Origin of the sequence: Caulobacter sp. (assembly GCF_039596335.1) — a bacterium.
GTDB lineage: Bacteria > Pseudomonadota > Alphaproteobacteria > Caulobacterales > Caulobacteraceae > Caulobacter.
Window position 1 is genome coordinate 327,889 of sequence record NZ_JBCNJZ010000006.1, and the last position, 17,711, is coordinate 345,599.

21 protein-coding genes are annotated in these 17,711 nt (G+C 68.0%); 7 read left to right on the top strand and 14 right to left on the bottom strand.

Annotation, left to right across the window (positions count from 1 at the left end):
* Nucleotides 1-10 precede the first annotated feature (10 nt).
* Nucleotides 11-1,132, top strand: coding sequence for a DUF3089 domain-containing protein (locus tag ABDW31_RS14820; protein ID WP_184719726.1), 1,122 nt, complete (start codon nt 11-13; stop codon nt 1,130-1,132).
* On the opposite strand, the gene ABDW31_RS14825 is transcribed toward ABDW31_RS14820, so the two are convergent.
* Both ABDW31_RS14825 and ABDW31_RS14830 read right to left on the bottom strand, forming a co-directional pair.
* A complete protein-coding gene (locus ABDW31_RS14825) occupies nt 1,109-1,477 on the bottom strand; it encodes a DUF6285 domain-containing protein (protein ID WP_184719724.1) in 369 nt (122 codons plus the stop codon). The two genes, ABDW31_RS14820 and ABDW31_RS14825, sit on opposite strands and share 24 nt — an antisense overlap.
* Nucleotides 1,474-2,442: a phosphotransferase family protein gene (locus ABDW31_RS14830; protein WP_184723923.1), complete on the bottom strand. Its 969-nt coding sequence runs from the start codon at nt 2,440-2,442 to the stop codon at nt 1,474-1,476. Before ABDW31_RS14830 ends, ABDW31_RS14825 begins: the two co-directional genes overlap by 4 nt.
* Before the next feature lie 129 nt (nt 2,443-2,571).
* Here ABDW31_RS14830 and ABDW31_RS14835 point away from each other — a divergent pair, with 129 nt between their 5' ends.
* Nucleotides 2,572-3,516, top strand: a complete 945-nt coding sequence (locus ABDW31_RS14835; protein WP_184719722.1) for a DUF808 domain-containing protein — start codon at nt 2,572-2,574, stop codon at nt 3,514-3,516.
* On the opposite strand, the gene ABDW31_RS14840 is transcribed toward ABDW31_RS14835, so the two are convergent.
* From ABDW31_RS14840 to ABDW31_RS14870, 7 genes are all read right to left on the bottom strand, one after another.
* Entirely contained in the window at nt 3,513-4,205 is a 693-nt protein-coding gene (locus ABDW31_RS14840) for a class I SAM-dependent methyltransferase (RefSeq protein ID WP_221444679.1), read from the bottom strand. The two genes, ABDW31_RS14835 and ABDW31_RS14840, sit on opposite strands and share 4 nt — an antisense overlap.
* A 40-nt stretch (nt 4,206-4,245) precedes the next feature.
* The gene (gene recG / locus ABDW31_RS14845) at nt 4,246-6,342 is read right to left on the bottom strand and encodes an ATP-dependent DNA helicase RecG (protein ID WP_184719721.1); all 2,097 of its coding nucleotides are present in this window, start codon (nt 6,340-6,342) and stop codon (nt 4,246-4,248) included.
* A 42-nt stretch (nt 6,343-6,384) separates the two neighbouring features.
* On the bottom strand, nt 6,385-6,687 hold the full coding sequence (locus ABDW31_RS14850) for a hypothetical protein (protein WP_184719720.1): 303 nt from the start codon (nt 6,685-6,687) through the stop codon (nt 6,385-6,387).
* Between the two features lie 131 nt (nt 6,688-6,818).
* Nucleotides 6,819-7,559 (bottom strand): amino acid ABC transporter ATP-binding protein, encoded by a 741-nt coding sequence (locus ABDW31_RS14855; protein WP_184719719.1) that lies wholly within the window; start codon nt 7,557-7,559, stop codon nt 6,819-6,821.
* Nucleotides 7,556-8,215: a cystine ABC transporter permease gene (gene tcyL / locus ABDW31_RS14860; RefSeq protein ID WP_184719718.1), complete on the bottom strand. Its 660-nt coding sequence runs from the start codon at nt 8,213-8,215 to the stop codon at nt 7,556-7,558. The genes ABDW31_RS14855 and tcyL overlap by 4 nt, the downstream gene beginning before the upstream one ends.
* A 4-nt stretch (nt 8,216-8,219) precedes the next feature.
* On the bottom strand, nt 8,220-9,005 hold the full coding sequence (gene tcyJ, locus ABDW31_RS14865) for a cystine ABC transporter substrate-binding protein (RefSeq protein WP_184719717.1): 786 nt from the start codon (nt 9,003-9,005) through the stop codon (nt 8,220-8,222).
* A 109-nt stretch (nt 9,006-9,114) separates the two neighbouring features.
* Nucleotides 9,115-10,233 carry a beta-ketoacyl-ACP synthase III gene (locus ABDW31_RS14870; protein ID WP_184719716.1) on the bottom strand — a complete coding sequence of 373 codons (1,119 nt, stop codon included), beginning with the start codon at nt 10,231-10,233 and terminating at the stop codon, nt 9,115-9,117.
* Between the two features lie 239 nt (nt 10,234-10,472).
* On the opposite strand from ABDW31_RS14870, the gene ABDW31_RS14875 reads away from it, so the two are divergent.
* From ABDW31_RS14875 to ABDW31_RS14885, 3 genes are all read left to right on the top strand, one after another.
* Complete coding sequence (locus ABDW31_RS14875) at nt 10,473-11,003, top strand: porin family protein (RefSeq protein WP_184719715.1); 531 nt, start codon at nt 10,473-10,475, stop codon at nt 11,001-11,003.
* A 134-nt stretch (nt 11,004-11,137) separates the two neighbouring features.
* On the top strand, nt 11,138-11,521 hold the full coding sequence (locus ABDW31_RS14880; protein ID WP_184723917.1) for a hypothetical protein: 384 nt from the start codon (nt 11,138-11,140) through the stop codon (nt 11,519-11,521).
* Nucleotides 11,521-12,429: a sterol desaturase family protein gene (locus tag ABDW31_RS14885; RefSeq protein WP_184719712.1), complete on the top strand. Its 909-nt coding sequence runs from the start codon at nt 11,521-11,523 to the stop codon at nt 12,427-12,429. Before ABDW31_RS14880 ends, ABDW31_RS14885 begins: the two co-directional genes overlap by 1 nt.
* Before the next feature lies 1 nt (nt 12,430).
* Here the strand turns inward: ABDW31_RS14885 and ABDW31_RS14890 are convergent, their stop codons facing one another.
* Genes ABDW31_RS14890 through ABDW31_RS14900 form a run of 3 tightly spaced genes read right to left on the bottom strand, consistent with a single transcriptional unit; the run spans nt 12,431 to nt 14,499 of the window.
* Entirely contained in the window at nt 12,431-12,817 is a 387-nt protein-coding gene (locus ABDW31_RS14890) for a hypothetical protein (RefSeq protein WP_184719710.1), read from the bottom strand.
* A 46-nt stretch (nt 12,818-12,863) separates the two neighbouring features.
* Nucleotides 12,864-13,931, bottom strand: a complete 1,068-nt coding sequence (locus ABDW31_RS14895; protein ID WP_184719708.1) for an NAD regulator — start codon at nt 13,929-13,931, stop codon at nt 12,864-12,866.
* Complete coding sequence (locus ABDW31_RS14900) at nt 13,855-14,499, bottom strand: HD family hydrolase (RefSeq protein ID WP_184719706.1); 645 nt, start codon at nt 14,497-14,499, stop codon at nt 13,855-13,857. The genes ABDW31_RS14895 and ABDW31_RS14900 overlap by 77 nt, the downstream gene beginning before the upstream one ends.
* 104 nt (nt 14,500-14,603) lie before the next feature.
* On the opposite strand from ABDW31_RS14900, the gene ABDW31_RS14905 reads away from it, so the two are divergent.
* Nucleotides 14,604-15,416, top strand: coding sequence for a universal stress protein (locus ABDW31_RS14905; protein ID WP_184719705.1), 813 nt, complete (start codon nt 14,604-14,606; stop codon nt 15,414-15,416).
* Between the two features lie 36 nt (nt 15,417-15,452).
* The gene (locus tag ABDW31_RS14910; RefSeq protein ID WP_184719703.1) at nt 15,453-15,830 is read left to right on the top strand and encodes a hypothetical protein; all 378 of its coding nucleotides are present in this window, start codon (nt 15,453-15,455) and stop codon (nt 15,828-15,830) included.
* A gap of 115 nt (nt 15,831-15,945) precedes the next feature.
* On the opposite strand, the gene ABDW31_RS14915 is transcribed toward ABDW31_RS14910, so the two are convergent.
* Both ABDW31_RS14915 and ABDW31_RS14920 read right to left on the bottom strand, forming a co-directional pair.
* Entirely contained in the window at nt 15,946-16,749 is an 804-nt protein-coding gene (locus ABDW31_RS14915; RefSeq protein WP_184719701.1) for a hypothetical protein, read from the bottom strand.
* Between the two features lie 92 nt (nt 16,750-16,841).
* Nucleotides 16,842-17,711 carry a MoxR family ATPase gene (locus ABDW31_RS14920; protein ID WP_184719698.1) on the bottom strand — a complete coding sequence of 290 codons (870 nt, stop codon included), beginning with the start codon at nt 17,709-17,711 and terminating at the stop codon, nt 16,842-16,844.

Here is a 17,711-nt window from a genome sequence, read left to right on the forward strand (position 1 = left end):
CCCAAGGCCCATGGGACGAGGACGCTTCAAGGGCTTCAAGCGCTGGATCTTCGCCGGCGCGGTCCTCGTGCTGGCGCTGGTTCTGTCGGCCGCCTTCATCTGGCGCTACGACATCCTCAGCAACGCCCTGGACCCCAAGGTCCCGTTCCTGACCTATCATCCGCCGGCCGCGCCGGACTACGGCAAGGCCGACGCCTGGGCTTTGCGGCCCAGCGGGGCCGCGCCGGCCGATCGGCCCGTGGACGTGTTCTTCGTCCATCCGACCACCTTCGACGGCGGCCGCGACTGGAACGGCGGTATCGAGCAGCCCAAGGCCCAGCGGTTCCTGAGCCGGGTGGTGCTGCCCAACTATGCCGGACCGTTTGACCGCGTGGGTCGGGTGTTCGCGCCGCGCTATCGCCAGGCCAGCCTCTACACCTATTTGACCCTACGCGACGACGCCCGCGACGCCCGCCGCTTCGCCTATGGCGACGTGCTGCAGGCCTTCCGCGCCTGGCGGGTGCGCGACGGCCAGGACCGACCGTTCATCATCGTCGGGGTGGAGCAAGGCGGCTCCCTGGCCGCGCGGCTGCTGCGCGAGGAGATCGCCGTCGATCCGGCGCTGAAGCGTCGTCTGGTGGCGGCCTATCTGATCGAGACCGCCGTACCAGCCGACGAATACGCCCCCGATGCGCCACTGCCGGCCTGCGAGCGCAAGGGCGAGACCGCCTGCGTGGCCGCCTGGATCTCGGCCCCGGAGGGCGACTTCCAGCGCGTGCAGGAGCTGATAGGCCGCTCGCTGGTCTGGGACGGCGCCGACCAGCTGGTAAATCTGGAGGGCCGCACGCCGCTGTGCTTCAACCCTCTGCTGGGCGCGGTCTCGGCCGAGCGGGCGCCGGCGCGGCTGAACGTGGGGGCGGCCAACGCCACCGGACTGGACTGGGGCGCGCGGCCGGCCTTCCTGCAGCGACAGGTCTCGGCCCGCTGCGAGAACGGCGTGCTGCGCACCAGCAAGCCGAAGTCCAAGGTGCTGCGCGACAGCGGCTCGTGGGCCGATCTGCGCAAGGTCGACGCCTTCAACCTGTTCTATGCCGACCTGGAAGCCGACGCCCGGGCCCGCGTGGCGAGCTCAGCCGGCCTCGAGCGCCGCTAGCCCGCCATAGCTGGGCTGATCGATGGCGATCTGGCCGATGGCGGTGGCGCGCAGGTGAGCCAGCACCGCCGGATCCCGTGGCGACAGGGTTCCATCGCGCAGGGCCTGGCAGAGTTGGGTGTTCAGGCGCGAAAATTCACCGTCTTGGCCCAGTAAGGTGCGCAAGCGCGCCAGCGCCTCGGCCTCCAGTCTTGCGCCGTGATCGGCTTCGCGGGCCAGGGTGGCGCGCGCGTTGTCAGTGACCCTCGCCAGGAAGACCTGACGCGGATCGCCCGGCTGACCGGGAGTGGCCTCGAACGTGGCGATGGCTTCGGAAAGCTCGGCGGCGGTCGGGTGGCTGATCATGCGGCCGATTCCATCAGGGCGACGAGGTCGATCTCGGTCTCGCTGGTGCGGCGGCCGATCATGGCGCGCTCGATCGAGCGGTCCGCGCCGGTGGCGAAGCTCTGGTACATCATCAGGCACATAACGCCCCACTTCAGCGAGCCCAGGGCTTGCCAGAAGCGCACGCGCTCCAGATCGACACCCCGGCCATAGCCGGCCAGCAGGTCGTCATAGTCGCCAAAGCCGCCGACGGGCTTGCGCCATTCGCCGAAGCGCCAGGAGTTGACGCAGATCCAGCCCAGATCCTCGGCCGGATCGCCCAGATGGGCCAGCTCCCAGTCCAGGACCCCCACCAAACCCTGCTCGGGGTGGATCATCAGATTGCCATTGCGAAAGTCGCCATGCACCAGAACCGGGCGTTCGGGCGGCGGCGGGGCGATGGCCTCCAGCCAACGGAAGGCGGCCTCCAGGATCGGCCGCTCGGCGCCGATCTGGCGGTAGACCGCCTCGTACCGGGCCAGTTCGCCCCGCGCATCGGAGATCGCCAGCTCCGGCAGGCCTGCGGTCGGCACACCGTGGATCTGGGCCATGACGGCGCCGCAGCGGCGGGCCAGGCCCGGACGGACGCCGGCGAAGGCCTCGTCGCGGACGATGCGGCGGCCCAGGGTCTCGCCCTCCAGGCGGCGCATGACATAGGCCTCGCCCAGGCCGTCCTGGTCGTCACAGACATGGACGACGCTGGGGACTGGTGCGCCGACGGCGTCGGCTGCGGCGATCAGGGCGGCTTCCGAAGCCAGCGGCAGGGCCTCGTCCCGCAGCGCCGTGCCGCTCGAGCGTCGGCGCAAAATCAGCGGGGTCCCGTCGTCCAGGTCGAAGGCCCAGGTCTCCAGGCTGGCCCCGCCCGACAGGCGACGGGGCGAGACCACGCCGACAGCGTTCGGCGACAGGCGCGGGGCGAGGCGATCAAGGGCGGCGGCGACATCCATGACGCTCAGCTTCCAGGCTTCACGCCACGTCAGGCAAGCGACCAACGTGACGTCCTTTCGAGTCCTGGCCTTTACGCAGCGCCCGGCGCGCCTTACGCAAGCAGGGCTCAACCTTCCTCAGGATTTCCAATGCCCTCCGGTCTCGCCGCGCTCCTCGATGACGTCGCGGCTATCACCAAGCTCGCCGCCGCTTCCCTGGATGACGTGGGAGCCGCGGCCGGCAAGGCCGGGGCCAAGGCCGCAGGGGTCGTGGTCGACGACGCGGCGGTGACGCCCGGCTACGCCATGGGCTTCTCGCCCGATCGCGAACTGCCGATCGTCTGGAAGATCGCCAAGGGGTCCTTGCGCAACAAGCTCTTGTTCCTGCTGCCCGGCGCCCTGCTGCTGGCGGCCTTCGCGCCGTGGGCGGTGACCCCGATCCTGATGGTCGGCGGCGCTTATCTGGCCTTCGAGGCCACCGAGAAAATTCTGGAAGCCTTCACGCCCCAGGCCGAGGGCGAGGCGATCGAGGAGCTGGCCCTGGCCGGTCCCGAGCTGGAGAAGCAGAAGGTCGATGGCGCGATCCGCACCGACCTGATCCTGTCCGGCGAGATCATGGCCATCGCCTTGAACGAGGTCTCCGAGCTGAGCCTTCCGATGCAGGCTATGGCGTTGGCTCTGGTCGGCGTGCTGCTGACCATCGTGGTCTATGGCGCGGTGGCGCTGATCGTGAAGATGGACGACATCGGTCTGAACCTGTCGCGTCGCGAGCCCAAGGGCGTCCAGAGCTTTGGCCGTGGCCTGGTCAAGGCCATGCCGATCACCATGGAGGCCCTGACGGTGATCGGTACGGCGGCCATGCTGTGGGTCGGCGGCGGCATTCTGGTCCACGGCTTGGAAGAGTTTCACCTGACCCCGATCCCGCACTGGGTCGAGGGCTTCTCGCACTGGGCCCACGGCGTTCCGGGCATCGGCGCCGTGACGGGCTGGCTGGCCTTCGCGATCGGTTCGGCCATCGTCGGCCTGGTGGTCGGCGGGGTGATCGCCGGGATCATGCACCTGTGGCACAGCCGCAAGGGCGCGGCGGCGCACTAGCTTGGCTTGCGGCCCGCCACCAGGGTCGCGCAACCGAAAAAGCAACGCTTAAGCTCGACCTCCAGACCTTCGGCGCGCAGCCTGTCGCCGAAGGCCGAGGCGTCGCCGAAACTGGTGCTGTAGGTCCCGATCATCGTGAAATCCTGGGCACCCGCCAGGAACAATCGCTCGATGAGCGGCAGCATGGCTTTCAGATATAGGAGAAAGAGCGGCCGCAGGATCCAGCCTTTCGGGTCCGATGCCTCGATCAGCGAGAAGACGCCGCCGCGACGCAGGCAGCGCGCGATCAATTCGGCCAGCTTGGCTTGGTGCTGGGTGTCGAAGGTCTTCAGGCCGAAGGTCGAGACGACGAAGTCGGCGCTGGCGTCCGGCAGGGCGCTGGCCAGTACGTCGTCCTCGACGAAGGTGATCCGATGGGCGCGATGACGATGCAGGCGCTCCAGAGCGCGTTGGTGCATACCTGACGAGATGTCGACGGCGGTGATCGACGCTAGGTCCGGGAAGCGGCGCAGCAGGTGGGGCCAGAGCTCACCGGTTCCGGCCATGAGATCATAGCCGGTGGGGGTGGCGGTCGGCGGCTCGGGCAGGGCGGCGGCGCACTGCCGGCGCCAGCGCTCGGTGAAACCGAACGAGCAGATCCAGCTGAAGGCGATGTACTTGCCCGAGCAGCGGTCAAAGACCCCCTTCACGAAGGTCGGGTCGTAGATGTCCGCCAGGATCGGCTCCTCGTCAGCCCGCCTCGTTCAGCGGCGAGGCGGGTTTCCAGTCGAACAGTTCCTGCAGCATCCGCAGGGCCTGGCCGCGGGGCGAGGTCAGGTCGGGGTCGCGGGCCAGGATCAGGCGGGCGTCGTCGGCCGCGACGGCGATCAGGTCGCGGTGCGCCACCGGATCGGCCAGGCGATAGGCGGGGAAGCCGCTCTGCTTGAGGCCCAGCGGGTCGCCGCCGCCGCGTAGCTCCAGGTCCTTCTCGGCGATCTCGAAGCCGTCGTCGGATCGGCGCAGGATGTCCAGGCGCTGTTGGGCCACTTCCGACAGCGGCGGGTCGTAGAGCAGCACGCAGGAGCTCTCGCGCGTGCCTCGGCCGACGCGACCGCGCAGCTGATGCAGCTGGGCCAGGCCGAAGCGGTCGGCGTGCTCGATGACCATGATGCTGGCGTTGGGGACATTGACCCCGACCTCGACCACGGTGGTGGCGACCAGTACGCTGACCTTGCCATCGACAAAGCGCTGCATGACCGCGTCCTTCTCCGCGGCGGGCATCTGGCCGTGGACCAGGCCCACGCCGGGCAGGTGGCGGGCCAGGTCTGCGGCGCGGTCCTCGGCGGCGCGCAGGTCGACCTTGTCGGACTCCGAGACCAGCGGACAGATCCAGAAGGCCTGGGCCCCGCTGGCGATGGCGCCGCGTAGGCGCTCGACGATCTCGGGCACGCGCGGCGTGGGCGCGGCGCGGGTGGCGACCGGCGTGCGGCCCGGCGGCTTCTCGTCGATGCGCGAGACGTCCAGGTCGCCGAAGACGGTCAGTTCCAGGGTGCGCGGGATCGGGGTGGCCGACATGGCCAGCAGGTGCACGCCCCAATCTTCACTAGAGGGACCCTTGTCCTGCAGGCGGCGGCGCTCATTGACGCCGAAGCGGTGCTGTTCGTCGATAATGGTCAGGGCCAGGCGATTGAAGACCACGTCGTCCTGGAACAGGGCATGGGTGCCGACGGCGATGTGGTGGGTCCCGTCGGCCAGGCCCAGCAGCTTTGCGTTCCGGCCCGCGCCCTTGTCGCGGCCGGTCAGCAGGATCACCGACAGGCCCAGCGCCTGCAGCGGCGCGGCGATCGTCTCGAAATGCTGGCGGGCCAGGATCTCGGTCGGGGCCATCAGGGCCGATTGGAAGCCGGCGTCGGCGGCGTCGGCCATGGCCAGCAGGGCCACCACCGTCTTGCCGGAGCCGACATCGCCTTGAAGCAGGCGGCTCATCCGCTCGCCGGAGGCGAGGTCGCCGCGAATCTCCGAGAGTGCGCGGATCTGGGCGCCGGTCAGCTTGAAGGGCAGGGCCTTCTCCGCCTTGTCTGACAGGTCGCCGGACGGGATGCGCGGGCCGGGATGCGAGCGGCGCGAGGCCTTGCGCTGGGCCAGGGCCAACTGGTGGGCCAAGAGCTCGTCATAGGCCAGGCGCCGGCGCGGGCGGGCCAAAGGCGAGAGGTCGGCCTCGCTGGCCGGGCCGTGCACCGCCGCCAGGGCCTCGCGCCAGCCGGGCAGCTTCTCGCGCTCGCGCCAGGCGGCGTCCTGCCACTCGGGCAGGTCGGGAGCGCGTTCCAGGGCTTCCAGGGCGAACTTGCGGAAGGTGCGCGAGGGCAGGCCGTGAGTCGCCGGATAGACGGTCTCGATCTGCGGGATGTCGCCGGCCCGCTCCTCGTCGACGATGTAGTCGGGGTGGGCGATCTGCAGTTCGGAAGCGTAGCCGTCAGGCCGTTCGACCTTGCCGCTGACGGCGCGGCGCGCGCCCTTGGGGTGCTGGCGCTCCAGGTGCGGACCCTGGCCCTTGAACCAGATCAGCGTCAGGAAACCCGTGCCGTCCCAGGCGCGGATCTTCCACGGCTGGCTGGGGCGCTGCGAGGGGAAATGGGCGTCGATGGTGACGACGAAGGTCTGGACCTGGCCCTCGACGGCCTGGTCGACCGTGGTCACCGTGCGGCGGATCAGGCTGGCCGGCGGCGTGAACAGCACGTCGCGCGTGATCGAGCCCGCCAGCTTTTCGAGCAGCGGCGCGACGCGCGGGCCGACGCCCTTGAGCGTCGACACCGAGGTGAACAGGGGAAAGAGAATCTCCGGGCGCATTCGCGGCCAACCTTAGCCAACTAAGCGCCCGGAGCGCAGACCCTACTCGGCCTGATTCATCACCGGCGTCAGGGCGATGACGATGTCCGAATACTCGTCGGCCCGCGACGCGCCCGAGACGTTCAGGCGGGTGTAGAGCCAGGTCGCGCCGTGGCGGGCATAGGCCTCCGACCAGCGGGCCTTGGAGTCGATCAGATTGTTGGCCTCGCCCGCGTAGACCACGGTCCCCTTGGCGTCGACATAGACATAGTTGCCGGCGATCGTGGTGTTGGGATCACCGTTCTCGGCCAGCTTGTAGCGGTACACGGCGCCCGAGGCGCCCTTGAGTTCGATGTAAGGCTTCACGCTGTCCTCGCCATAAAAGCCACCCGGCGTAGGGCTTTGATTCAAAAACATTAGAGCGCGTGTGAGCAGCGAGGCCGCCTACGCAACCGACTTCACGCGCCAGCAGGAACTGAAGCGCGCCGTGGGCCAAATTATGGCTGGAGCACGCCTGACCTGGCCAGGAAACGACGGGTCCGTTCCTCGCGCGGCGCGGCGAGCAACTGACCGGATGGTCCTTGCTCCACGATCACTCCGCCGTCCATGAAAATCGTGCGATCGGCCACATCTCGCGCGAAGTCCATCTGGTGGGTGACCACGACCATGGTCCGCTTCTCGGCGGCCAGGTCGCGCATCACGGCCAGGACTTCACCGACCAGTTCGGGATCGAGCGCCGAGGTCGGCTCGTCGAACAGAATGACTTCCGGATCCATGGCCAGGGCGCGGGCGATGGCGCAGCGCTGCTGCTGACCGCCGGACAGGGCGGCGGGATAGGCGTCGGCGCGACCGGCCAGTCCAACCTTTTCCAGCAGGGCCAGGCCACGAGCGCGGGCCTTGGCCGGGTTTTCCTTGCGGACGACGATCGGGCCCTCGATGACGTTCTCCAGCGCCGTGCGGTGCGGGAACAGGGCAAAGCTCTGGAAAACGAAGCCGACGCGACCGTTCAGGGCCTTGGCCAGCGGGATCTTGCCGCCGGCGGTGACGGCCGCGATGGTCAGGTCGCCGCCATTGATGGGCTCCAGGCCCGCCAGGCAGCGCAGCAGGGTGCTCTTGCCCGAACCGCTGGGCCCGATCACGGCCACCACTTCGCCGGGCGCGACGGTCAGGTCGACCCCCGCCAGGACGGGCGTGTCGCCATAGCTCTTGCGGATGCCCTTGGCGTCGATCGCGCTCATCGGCGGCCCTCCGCGGCGCGGCGCTCGAGCTTGGCCTGGCCGGCGGCCAGCAGGGTCGACAGGATCCAGTAGATGGCCGCTGCGGCCAGATACATCGTGAAAATCTCGTAGGTGCGGGCGGTGATCAGCTGGGCCTGGCGGAACAGCTCGGGCACCTGGATGGTGGCGGCCAGGGACGTATCCTTCACGAGGCCGATGAAGCTGTTGGACAGCGGGGCCACGGCGGTGCGGGCGGCCTGGGGCAGGATCACCCGACGCAGGGTCTGGCCGCGGCTCATGCCCAGCACGCTGGCGGCTTCCCACTGGGCCTTGTCGACGGCGTCGATGGCGCTGCGCAGGATCTCGGACGAATAGGCGGCCACGTTCAGCGAGAAGCCGATGCCGGCGGCGACCAGGGCGGGCATCTCCACCCCAAACTGCGGCAGGCCGTAATAGATCAGGAACAGCTGGACCAGCAGCGGCGTGCCGCGGAAGGCCGAGATGTAGACGGCCGCGGGCCAGCGCAGCAGCGGCGTGCGCGACAGCCGCATCAGGGCCAGGCCGAAGCCCAGCGCCACACCCACGCCCATGCCCACGACGCTGAGCAGGATCGTGTAGCCGGCGCCCTTCAGCAGCAGCGGCGCCGATTGGCCGAGAAGATCGAACCCCGTCTCCATGGGATCAGCGCGTGACGTCCATGCCGAACCACTTCTGGGAAATCTGTCCCAGCTGGCCGTCGGCGCGCAGCGCGTTGATCGCCTGGTCGATCACCGCCTTCAGGCCTGGATCCTTCTTCATGGCCACGCCCGCGCCCTGGGCGGCGAACGGCATGCCCGAGGCGACATATTCGGGCGAGGTCTTGATGAAGTCAGCGGCGACCAGGCGGTCGTTCAGCACGGCGTCGATGCGGCCGGCCTTCAGATCCTGGTACTTGGTGGGGTCGTCGTCATAGGTGCGCACGTCGGCGGTCGGGACGTTGGCGCGGACCCATTGCTCGTAGTTGGTGCCCAGGCCCACGCCGACCTTCTTGCCGGCCAGCTCCTCGGGCTTCTGCGGGCCCGCCTTGCCGCGCAGGGTGATGATCTCGATGCCCGAGATCGTGTAGGGCTCGGAGAAGTCGTACTTGGTCTGGCGGTCGGGCGTGATGATGATCTGGTTGATCACCACGTCGACGCGACCCGATTCCAGCGCGCCCAGCAGGCCGGCGAACGGTGCGGGACGGAAGTCAGGCTTCAGACCCAGCTGCTTGGCCAGCGCCTTGGCGAAGTCGACCTCGAAGCCGGTCAGCTGGCCGTCTTTGCCCTGGAAATTGAAGGGCGGGTAGGTGCCCTCCAGGCCGATGCGCAGGGTTCCCGACGCCTTGATGCGGTCCCAGGCGTTCTCGCCCGCTTGCGGCTTCTTTCCGCAGGCGGCGAGCAGGGCGAGGCCGAGACCGGAAATGACGGCGCGGCGGGCGGGGAATCGCATCGGAGAACCTTCGGCGAAATGATCTTGCGCAGTTCTATACCGGCAAGCGCGCTTCGCCAGCCAGAACGTGGTGGCGCAAGACGGATGGGGCCGGACTGTTTTTCAGGCGTCAGCCGCGCTTGCGCACGAACACCGTACCGGCCGAATAGCCGGCGCCGAAGCTGCAGATCAGGCCCGTTTCGCCGGGCGCGAAGTCGTCGCTGGCGGTGTGGAAGGCGATGATCGAGCCGGCCGAGCTGGTGTTGGCGTACTCGTCCAGGATGATGACGTTCTCGCCCGGGGCGGGGTCGCGGCCCAGCACCTTGCGGCCGATCATCTCGTTCATGTTGATATTGGCCTGGTGCAGCCACAGGCGCTTCAGCGCATGCGGGTCGACGCCGATGTCTTTGGCGTGTTCGACGATCATCTCGCTGACCATCGGCACCACCTCGCGGAACACCTTGCGGCCTTCCTGGACGAACAGCTTGTCCTTGGCGCCGACGCCTTCGGGGGCCGCGCGGTTCAGGAAGCCGAAGTTGTTGCGGATGTTGTTGGAGAACACCGTCTTCAGCCGCGTACCCAGGATTTCCCAACCGCCCTTGGCCAGATCAGCGTCCTCGACGATCACGGCCGTGGCCACGTCACCGAAGATGAAGTGGCTGTCGCGGTCCTGGAAGTTCAGGTGGCCCGAGCAGATCTCGGGATTGACCATCAGCACAGCCTTGGCGCTGCCGGTGGTGATGAAGTCGGCGGCGGTCTTGATGCCGAAGGTGGCCGACGAACAGGCCACGTTCATGTCGAAGGCGAAGCCGTCGATACCCAGGGCTTGCTGCACCTCGATGGCCATGGCCGGGTAGGGGCGCTGCATGTTCGAGGCCGCGCAGATCACTGCGCCGATCTCGCTGACCGGCTTGCCCCAGCGCGCGATGGCGTCCTTGGCGGCTTCGACGGCCATCTCGGCCAGGATCGACAGCTCGTCGTTGCTGCGCTCGGGCAGGTTGGGCCGCATGACCTCGGGGTCGATGATGCCGTCCTTGTTCATCACGAAGCGCGACTTGATGCCCGAGGCCTTCTCGATGAATTCGGGCGAGGAGGGGGAGAGGGCGGTGACCTCGCCGGCCGCGATGGCCTCGGCGTTGGCGGCGTTGAAGCGCTCAACGAAGGTGTTGAAGGCCTCGACCAGCTCGGTGTTCGAAATGCTGTGGGGCGGGGTGTAGAGGCCGGTGGCGGCGATGACGGCTTGCGGCAAGACGACTGTCCCGATGATGCGCGCGAACCTCGTCCGCTACGAGGGCGAGTCCGCGTTCTGACGCTCGTTTGAAGTCGTAGATAGCATGGATGACGCCGCCGTCATCACCGTGACATTTCGGTCACGACACGGATGCGCCGCAAACACGGCCGTGAACCGCCCCATACCCGCCGCGTTATCCGATTAGCCCTAGGCTGGCTGAGGGAGCTGAAGACTACGTGTAGAATTGGAGTACAAGAATGAAAACTCTCATCGCCACTGCCCTGGTCGCTGGTTCTGTTCTCGCGACCCCGATGTTCGCACAGGCTCAGAATTCGACCGAGGTCTATGGTTCGGTGAACTATGGTCAAACTCGGACCAAGGGCGTTGACACCGGTGCTATTCAAGGTCGCATGGGCGCCAAGTTTACGCCTAATTTTGGCGTCGAGGCTGAGGTGGCCGGCGGCGTCGATGGCGACAAGACCTATGCGCCGGGTCAGGCCAAGGTGAAGATGGAGCATCAGGTCGCCGCCTATGCCGTCGGCTACCTGCCCGTGACACCCAATGTCGACCTGATCGGCCGCGTCGGTTACGGCACGACCAAGTTCAGCACCAACAACCCGGCCGCGACCCAGTTCGACGGCAGCCGCGACAGCTGGAACTACGGCGTCGGCGCTGAGTACAAGCTGGACGACAAGAACGGCATCCGGGCCGACTACACCCGCTCGGACTACACCAAGAGCGACCTGAACTCCGACACCATGTCGGTGGGCTACGTGCGTCGCTTCTAGTTCGACCCGACCTGCGAGACATGACCGACGGCGCGCTCCTCACGGGGCGCGCCGTTTCCGTTTGCGTCAGGCTTGACGCGCACGCGGACGACGTCAATCTGAACAGTAATAAGTTTCGGGAGGATGCGTCGGTCTTGGACAAGGCGCTGTTGTTGCAGTTGGGCGGCTCGGTAGCCGCTGTGGCTTTGCTGGTGGCGTTCGCGGCGTGGCTGGGCGTGGCGCGATCGACGCCGCCGCTGGACGCCGAGTCGGCCAAGGCGCTGCTCTCCCTGGAATTTCCCGATCACAAGCCGGACGCGGTCTGGATCGCCGTCGACGGCGCCGCGGTCATCGCCCGCGACGGTCCCCTTGCGCTGGTCCTGTATCGGCGCGGCGACGGCTATGTGGCCCGGGACCTGCCGTGGAGTGCGGTCGCCGGCCTCAAGCCCACCGGCGGCCGTCTGAAGGTGCGCCTGTCCGACGCCCGTCCGATCTTCGTCGTCGAAAACGACGCCTGGCCGCCGAAGGAGCTCGCCTGATGCTGAAAGCCCCCTTCGACCCCGTCCAGATGGCCATTCCGTTCTTCGTGCTGGCGATCATTCTCGAGATCCTGCTGGGCCGTTTCGGCAAGGCCAAGGCCCATTACGAGCCCAAGGACACAGCCATGTCGCTGACCATGGGCACGGGCAGCACAGTGGCGGGCCTGTTTTTCGGCGGAGTGATCTTCGCCACCACAGTCTGGGTTTATCAGCACCGGCTGTTCACGATCCCGATGACGGCGATCTGGGCCTGGGTGGCGGTCTTCCTGCTGGAGGACCTGACCTACTACTGGTTCCACCGTCTGGCCCACGAGCGGAGGTTCTGGTGGGCCAGCCACGTCAATCACCACACCTCGACCCACTACAACCTGTCGACCGCCTTGCGGCAGACCTGGACAGGCGGCGTCGCCGGCACCTGGCTGTTGTGGCTGCCGCTGTCGTTCCTGGGGTTCCCGCCGGCCATGGTGGCGATCCAGAAGGGGGTCAGCCTCGTCTACCAGTTCTGGATTCACACCGAGGCGATCAAGCGTATGCCGCGCTGGTTCGAGGCGGTGTTCAACACGCCGTCGCATCATCGCGTGCACCACGCCCGCAACGCCCGCTATCTGGACGCCAACTACGCCGGCATCCTGATCATCTGGGACCGGATGTTCGGCACCTTCATCCCCGAGGTCGACGAGGAGCCCTGCCGCTATGGGACGGTCAAGAACCTGGGTAACTTCAACATCTTGCACAACGTCTTCCACGAGTGGGTCGGTATCGCCAAAGACATCGCCGCCTCGCCGCGCCACGCCTTGGGCTACATCTTCGGCCCGCCGGGCTGGAGCCCCGACGGCTCGCGCGACACGTCCCACACGCTGAAGGCCAAGTGGCGGGCGCGCGTGGAGGCGGAGAAGAGCGGCGGTTAGCCTAGCCCGCGCACACGTCCGACCATTTCTGGTCCACGGCGTCGGCGCCGTCGGCTTCCTCCACGGTGAGTTCGCCGTTGGAGAAGACGTAGCGCTCGGGGCCGTCGAACATGTCCTGCGGCTGGACGATGTCGACCTTACCGCAGACTGAGGGAATGTCGCCGTCCCAATGCACCTTGGCGTCGCCGAAGGTCAGCTGGGCCTCGGGAAAGCGGTTCTCCATGGCGATCTTGGCGCCGGCGACCTGTAACGGATCGCCCTTGGCTTGGCCGCCCAGTTCGGCGCGCGAATCCTGCACCACATAGATGCTGAGGCCGATGCCGATGGCGGCCAGCACCACGGCGGCGAGGCCGCCCACGATGATTGTCGTCTTGTTCTTCGGCATCATCAGGCGAGCTTAGGGCGAAGCTCGCCCCATCTTCAACCTGGAGCCTTCAGTCCCGCAGCAGGGGCAAGGACAGGCCGGTGGCCTGGCGCGCGGCTAGCATCTCGCGGCGGAAGCGGAACAGCTCGGCGGGCCGGCCGCCCGTCTCGGCGTCCATGCGGCCCAGGCCCTCGACCAGTTCCTCGCGCTCGACCACGCGGCGGAAGTTCTGCTTGTGAAGCTGGACGCCGGCGATGGCCTCGACCGTGCGCTGCAGGGTCGAGAGGGTGAATTCCTCGGGCGTCAGTTCGAACACCACGGGGCGGTACTTGATCTTGCCGCGCAGGCGGGAGAGGCCCGTGGCTAGGATCCGTCGGTGGTCGGAGATCATCGGCTCGCCCAGCGCCGCTGACAGGGCCGCCGGTTCGGCCGGATCGTGACCGTCGGCGCGCGCCCGGTCGCGGGCGGCCTCGGGGGCCAGGCCGGCTTCGTAGAGCAGCTCGTAGCGCTCCATCACCCGTTCTTCGTTCCAGGGCGCGCCGTCCAGGGCGAAGGCCAGGCGGGCGCGCGACCATTTGGCGGCGTCCTCGCCGGCCCAGCGGCGCAGGGCCGGGGCGATAGCCTCGTCCAGCAGGGGCGGACGGCCGGCGCGCCAGTCCTCCCAGGGGAAGAAGCGGGTCCACGGGGCCCAGGCGGTGTCGGGGGCGTCGGTGTCGACGGCCTTGGGCGTCAGGCCCAGATAGCCGACCGAGACCACGCGCGCGGCGCCGGCCCCGACCTCGGCGCGCGGGGCGTCGCGGCCCTTGTCGCCGAAGGTGTAGAGCTGCTCCACATAGCCCAGCTGGAAGCGGGTCTGCTGGGCCACGAAGGCCCGCAGGCCCAGCTCGAAGGTGCGGTGCGCCTCGGGATCGAATGGGCCGAACGGCAGGCCCGACAGCGAGGAGGCGACGTCGGTGATCGCATCGTGCGGCCGCACGGTCAGGACGACGGCCTCGCCGTCGCGGATCGCGACGACCACCGCCGAAAGGCCGATGACGACCGCAATGCTCATCTGGGGGCAGTCATTCTGTTTCGAACGCCGCGCCCGGCGCGGACTCGAAGCCCGCCGCCCGCGACAGGACGTGAAACCGCTGCACATAGCGGGCCTGGGCCTCGAACGGCGGCAGGGGATTGATGGTCAGCTCGTAGCCGGCCGGCGGCGCGCCGAAGATCTGCAGCGACTCGGCGTGCTCGAAGCCGGCCAGCTGGGTGGCCTCGAAGAAGGCGCAGGCGCGGTCAGCCTGCTTGATCAGCTTCTTGATCTGGGCAGGGGTCTTTACCGGTAGGCCGAAGCGGATGTGGATGGCGTCCTCGAGGCGGGCCTCGAAGTCCTTGTAGCTGACGCCCAGCGCCGCCTTGAACGGGCTGATCATGTCGCCGATCACATATTCGCTGGCGTCGTGCAGCAGGGCGGCCAGGCGCCACTTGGGCTCCAGGTCCGGCTTGATGTGGGCGGCGATCTCCTCGACGACCATGCTGTGCTGGGCGACGGAAAAGCCATGATCGCCAACGGTTTGGCCATTCCATCGCGCCACCCGGGCCAGGCCGTGGGCAATGTCCTCGATCTCGATGTCCATCGGCGACGGGTCGAGCAGGTCGAGCCGTCGTCCGGAGAGCATTCTTTGCCAAGCGCGGGGCGGTGCGCCCCTATGCAGCCCTTTGGCCACGAGATCGTTCCTCACGGTGAAGGTGTTGACTGAAGCATTGATTGAGAAAGATCAATGAGCCGGTCGCCGTCATCTGTGGAAATGCCCTGGAAGGGAGTTCGATCATGAGTTGGGCGAGAATTATGGTTCCGCTGGCCGGGACCCCGAACGACCAGGGTGTTCTAACCGCCGCCGCCGCGTTGGCCGGCGCTTTCCAGGCCGAGCTGGCCTGTGTGCACGCGCCCGCCGACATGGCCGACCTGATGCCCTGGATGGGCGAGGGGTTCATGGGCGGCGTGCAGGTCACCGCGCTGGAAAGCCTGAAGGAAGCCGCTCACGAGGGCGCGCGCGCCGTCGGCAAGCTGGCCGCCGACACCGGCTACAACCGCACCCGCGTGGTGACGCTGGAATCGCCCGTGTGGGCGGGCCTGGCCATGGAAGGGCGCCTGTCGGACGTCATCGTCTTCGACGACGCCTCGGCGCGCGGCAAAGGCCCTCTGGCCGAAGCCTTCCAGCAGCTGGTCGCCGACGAGCAGCGTCCGACCCTGGTGGCCCGTCCCGGTTTCCGGACCGACGGCGTGGCCCTGGTGGCCTGGGACGGCGGCAAGGAAGCCAGCCGCGCCATGCGCACGGCCCTGCCGCTGCTGCAGAAGGCCGGGTCGGTGATCGTGGCCGGCGCCCCCGGCGCCTCGTCGCGCGCTTTTGAGCTGGAGCGCCTGGTTGCGTTCCTGGCCGCCCGCGGCGTCAACGCCACGACGCGGGTCCTGGACGGCAATGGCGACGCCGCCGGCCTGCTGCTGGGCGCGGCGCGTGACACAGGCGCGAACCTGCTGGTCGCCGGCGCGTTCGGTCATCCCAGGCTTCAGGAGTTCATCTTCGGGGGCACGACCCGCAGCTTGCTCAACAGCGATGGTCCCTCGCTGTTCCTGTCGCACTAAGGTTCTGAAACAAAACCAAGAAAGGGAGACGACCGCATGTCTCTTTCGCGCATCGTCATGCGCCTGGCGCGCAATCCGGGCACTGAATTCGCCGGCGGCGACGACCACCGCGGCTACGCCCTGACCGCCCCGCTGACCGAGGACGGCCACATTGACGAGGCCGCCTACGCCAAGGTGAAGGGCGACTGCAGCGTCCGCCGCTTCGCCCCCGACGAGGACGCGGTCGACGGTCGCCTGAACAAGAAGGGCGCGCGCTGGTTCTTCGACTATGACGACGAAGACGAAAACGACGACGAGCCGCTGCACCGCCTGGGCGAGCACCGCTTCGCCCTGGGCGAATACGTCACCGTCACCGACGAGGACGGCCGCCCGCTGACCTACAAGGTCATGCAGGTGGAGCCGGTCCAGCAGTAAAAACCTGTCATCCCGGGCGAAGCGCAGCGAAGGCCCGGGACCGCAGCAAGCTCAGAGCTTCCGGCGGTCCCGGCTGGGCGCGCTTCGCGCTTGGCCGGGATGACAGCTTGTACGGTCAGCCGCCCACGTTGTGGCGAACCAGGGCCTTCATGTCCTTGAACAGGTCGTGGTCGTCGGTGTTGCGGCTCTGCGCCTTCACGACGGCCACGGCCAGCGGGCCGCCCTTGGGGCCGCGCGCTTCATAGCCGGCCAGGCGATAGCCCTTGGGGGCCTTGTCGTTGGCCAGGATCAGGGTCGAGCGGATCACGTCGCCGCCCTTGCGGGTGCGGATCTCGGCGCCCTGGTCGTTGGCCTTGATGGTCACGTCGCCTTCGTGCTCGTCATTGGCCGAGACGTTGACCTGGGCGTTGCCGCGGACGTTGGTGTTCTTGTTGACCTTCACTTCGGCCGCGCCGCCGTCGCTGTTGATGGTCAGCTGGCCGATGCGGATGTCGGCGCCGTGGTCGCTGGCGTTGATGTTGACGCCCGGCAGGCTGATGGTCGTCTGGTTCTTGCCGCTCTTGGCCGGATGCGGCCGCTCGGGCGCCGGGGGCAGGGGCATGATGTCCTTCAGCTCGGCCTCGATCGGCGCCAGGGCCGCATCGGCGTCTCCGCCGTTCAGCTTCACCAGGCGCAGGGTGACCAGGGCGTCCTTGGCGCTGTAGCTGCACGACTGGCCGTCCTGGCCACGGATTTCCAGCACCAGTTCGCCTTGGCGGTCGGGGCAGTCCAGGCGGTCGATGGCGTGCACCGGCTGGCGGCGGCCGGGCTTGGCCTCGGCCTCGCGCTCGCTGGAGGCCTCGTGCCGCTGGCAGCCGGCCAGGGCCGCCGCGCAGGCGCTGATCGCCAGGATCGCGGCCAGAGAATGTTTGTGACGCATGGGATTCCCCCGAATTTCCCGGAACGCCGGGAAGGTGGGCGCGCTCGCCGGGCGCGTCCAGTGAAATCCAGGTAACGCCGAGCCGTTGCGGCCTATTGGCCGGGACGGGCGCCCGAGCCTTCGCGGCGGGCCAGGAAGGCCAGGCGCTCGAACAGGTGCACGTCCTGCTCGTTCTTCAGCAGGGCGCCGTGCAGCGGCGGGATCAGCTTGGTCGGATCCTTCTCGCGCAGAACCGTGTCGTCGATGTCCTCGACCAGCAGCAGCTTGAGCCAGTCCAGCAGTTCGGACGTCGAGGGCTTCTTCTTCAGGCCCGGCACCTTGCGCATGTCGTAGAAGATGCGCAGCGCCTCGGAGACCAGCTTCTGCTTGATGCCCGGGAAGTGGACGTCGACGATGGCCTGCATCGTCGCCTCCTCGGGGAAGCGGATGTAGTGGAAGAAGCAGCGGCGCAGGAAGGCGTCCGGCAGCTCCTTCTCGTTGTTCGAGGTGATGATCATCACCGGCCGGACCTTGGCCTTGATGGTCTCGCCGGTCTCGTAAACGAAGAACTCCATGCGATCGAGCTCCTGCAGGAGGTCGTTCGGGAACTCGATGTCGGCCTTGTCGATCTCGTCGATCAGCAGCACGGGGCGGACCGGGGCCTCGAAGGCCTCCCAGAGCTTGCCCTTCTTGATGTAGTTCTTGACGTCCTTGACCCGCTCGTCGCCCAGCTGGCTGTCGCGCAGGCGGGTGACGGCGTCGTACTCGTAGAGGCCCTGCTGGGCCTTGGTCGTCGACTTGATGTGCCAGGTGATCAGCGGCGCGCCCATGGCCTTGGCGACCTCATAGGCCAGCACGGTCTTGCCGGTGCCCGGCTCGCCCTTGATCAACAGGGGACGCTCCAGGGCCACGGCGGCGTTGACCGCGACCTTGAGGTCGTCGGTGGCCACGTAGTCGGAAGTGCCTTCGAAGCGCTGGCTCAT

Bases quoted from the DNA above. Each gene is read 5' to 3' on its own strand.
- ABDW31_RS14855 (WP_184719719.1), bottom strand. From the start codon at position 7,559: ATGAGCGCGATCGACGCCAAGGGCATCCGCAAGAGCTATGGCGACACG.
- ABDW31_RS14875 (WP_184719715.1), top strand. From the start codon at position 10,473: ATGAAAACTCTCATCGCCACTGCCCTGGTCGCTGGTTCTGTTCTCGCG.
- ABDW31_RS14915 (WP_184719701.1), bottom strand. From the start codon at position 16,749: ATGCGTCACAAACATTCTCTGGCCGCGATCCTGGCGATCAGCGCCTGC.
- tcyJ (WP_184719717.1), bottom strand. From the start codon at position 9,005: ATGCGATTCCCCGCCCGCCGCGCCGTCATTTCCGGTCTCGGCCTCGCC.
- ABDW31_RS14885 (WP_184719712.1), top strand. From the start codon at position 11,521: ATGCTGAAAGCCCCCTTCGACCCCGTCCAGATGGCCATTCCGTTCTTC.
- tcyL (WP_184719718.1), bottom strand. From the start codon at position 8,215: ATGGAGACGGGGTTCGATCTTCTCGGCCAATCGGCGCCGCTGCTGCTG.
- ABDW31_RS14910 (WP_184719703.1), top strand. From the start codon at position 15,453: ATGTCTCTTTCGCGCATCGTCATGCGCCTGGCGCGCAATCCGGGCACT.
- recG (WP_184719721.1), bottom strand. From the start codon at position 6,342: ATGCGCCCGGAGATTCTCTTTCCCCTGTTCACCTCGGTGTCGACGCTC.
- ABDW31_RS14835 (WP_184719722.1), top strand. From the start codon at position 2,572: ATGCCCTCCGGTCTCGCCGCGCTCCTCGATGACGTCGCGGCTATCACC.
- ABDW31_RS14820 (WP_184719726.1), top strand. From the start codon at position 11: ATGGGACGAGGACGCTTCAAGGGCTTCAAGCGCTGGATCTTCGCCGGC.
- ABDW31_RS14905 (WP_184719705.1), top strand. From the start codon at position 14,604: ATGAGTTGGGCGAGAATTATGGTTCCGCTGGCCGGGACCCCGAACGAC.
- ABDW31_RS14895 (WP_184719708.1), bottom strand. From the start codon at position 13,931: ATGTGCAGCGGTTTCACGTCCTGTCGCGGGCGGCGGGCTTCGAGTCCG.
- ABDW31_RS14890 (WP_184719710.1), bottom strand. From the start codon at position 12,817: ATGATGCCGAAGAACAAGACGACAATCATCGTGGGCGGCCTCGCCGCC.
- ABDW31_RS14830 (WP_184723923.1), bottom strand. From the start codon at position 2,442: ATGGATGTCGCCGCCGCCCTTGATCGCCTCGCCCCGCGCCTGTCGCCG.
- ABDW31_RS14825 (WP_184719724.1), bottom strand. From the start codon at position 1,477: ATGATCAGCCACCCGACCGCCGCCGAGCTTTCCGAAGCCATCGCCACG.
- ABDW31_RS14920 (WP_184719698.1), bottom strand. From the start codon at position 17,711: ATGAGCCAGCGCTTCGAAGGCACTTCCGACTACGTGGCCACCGACGAC.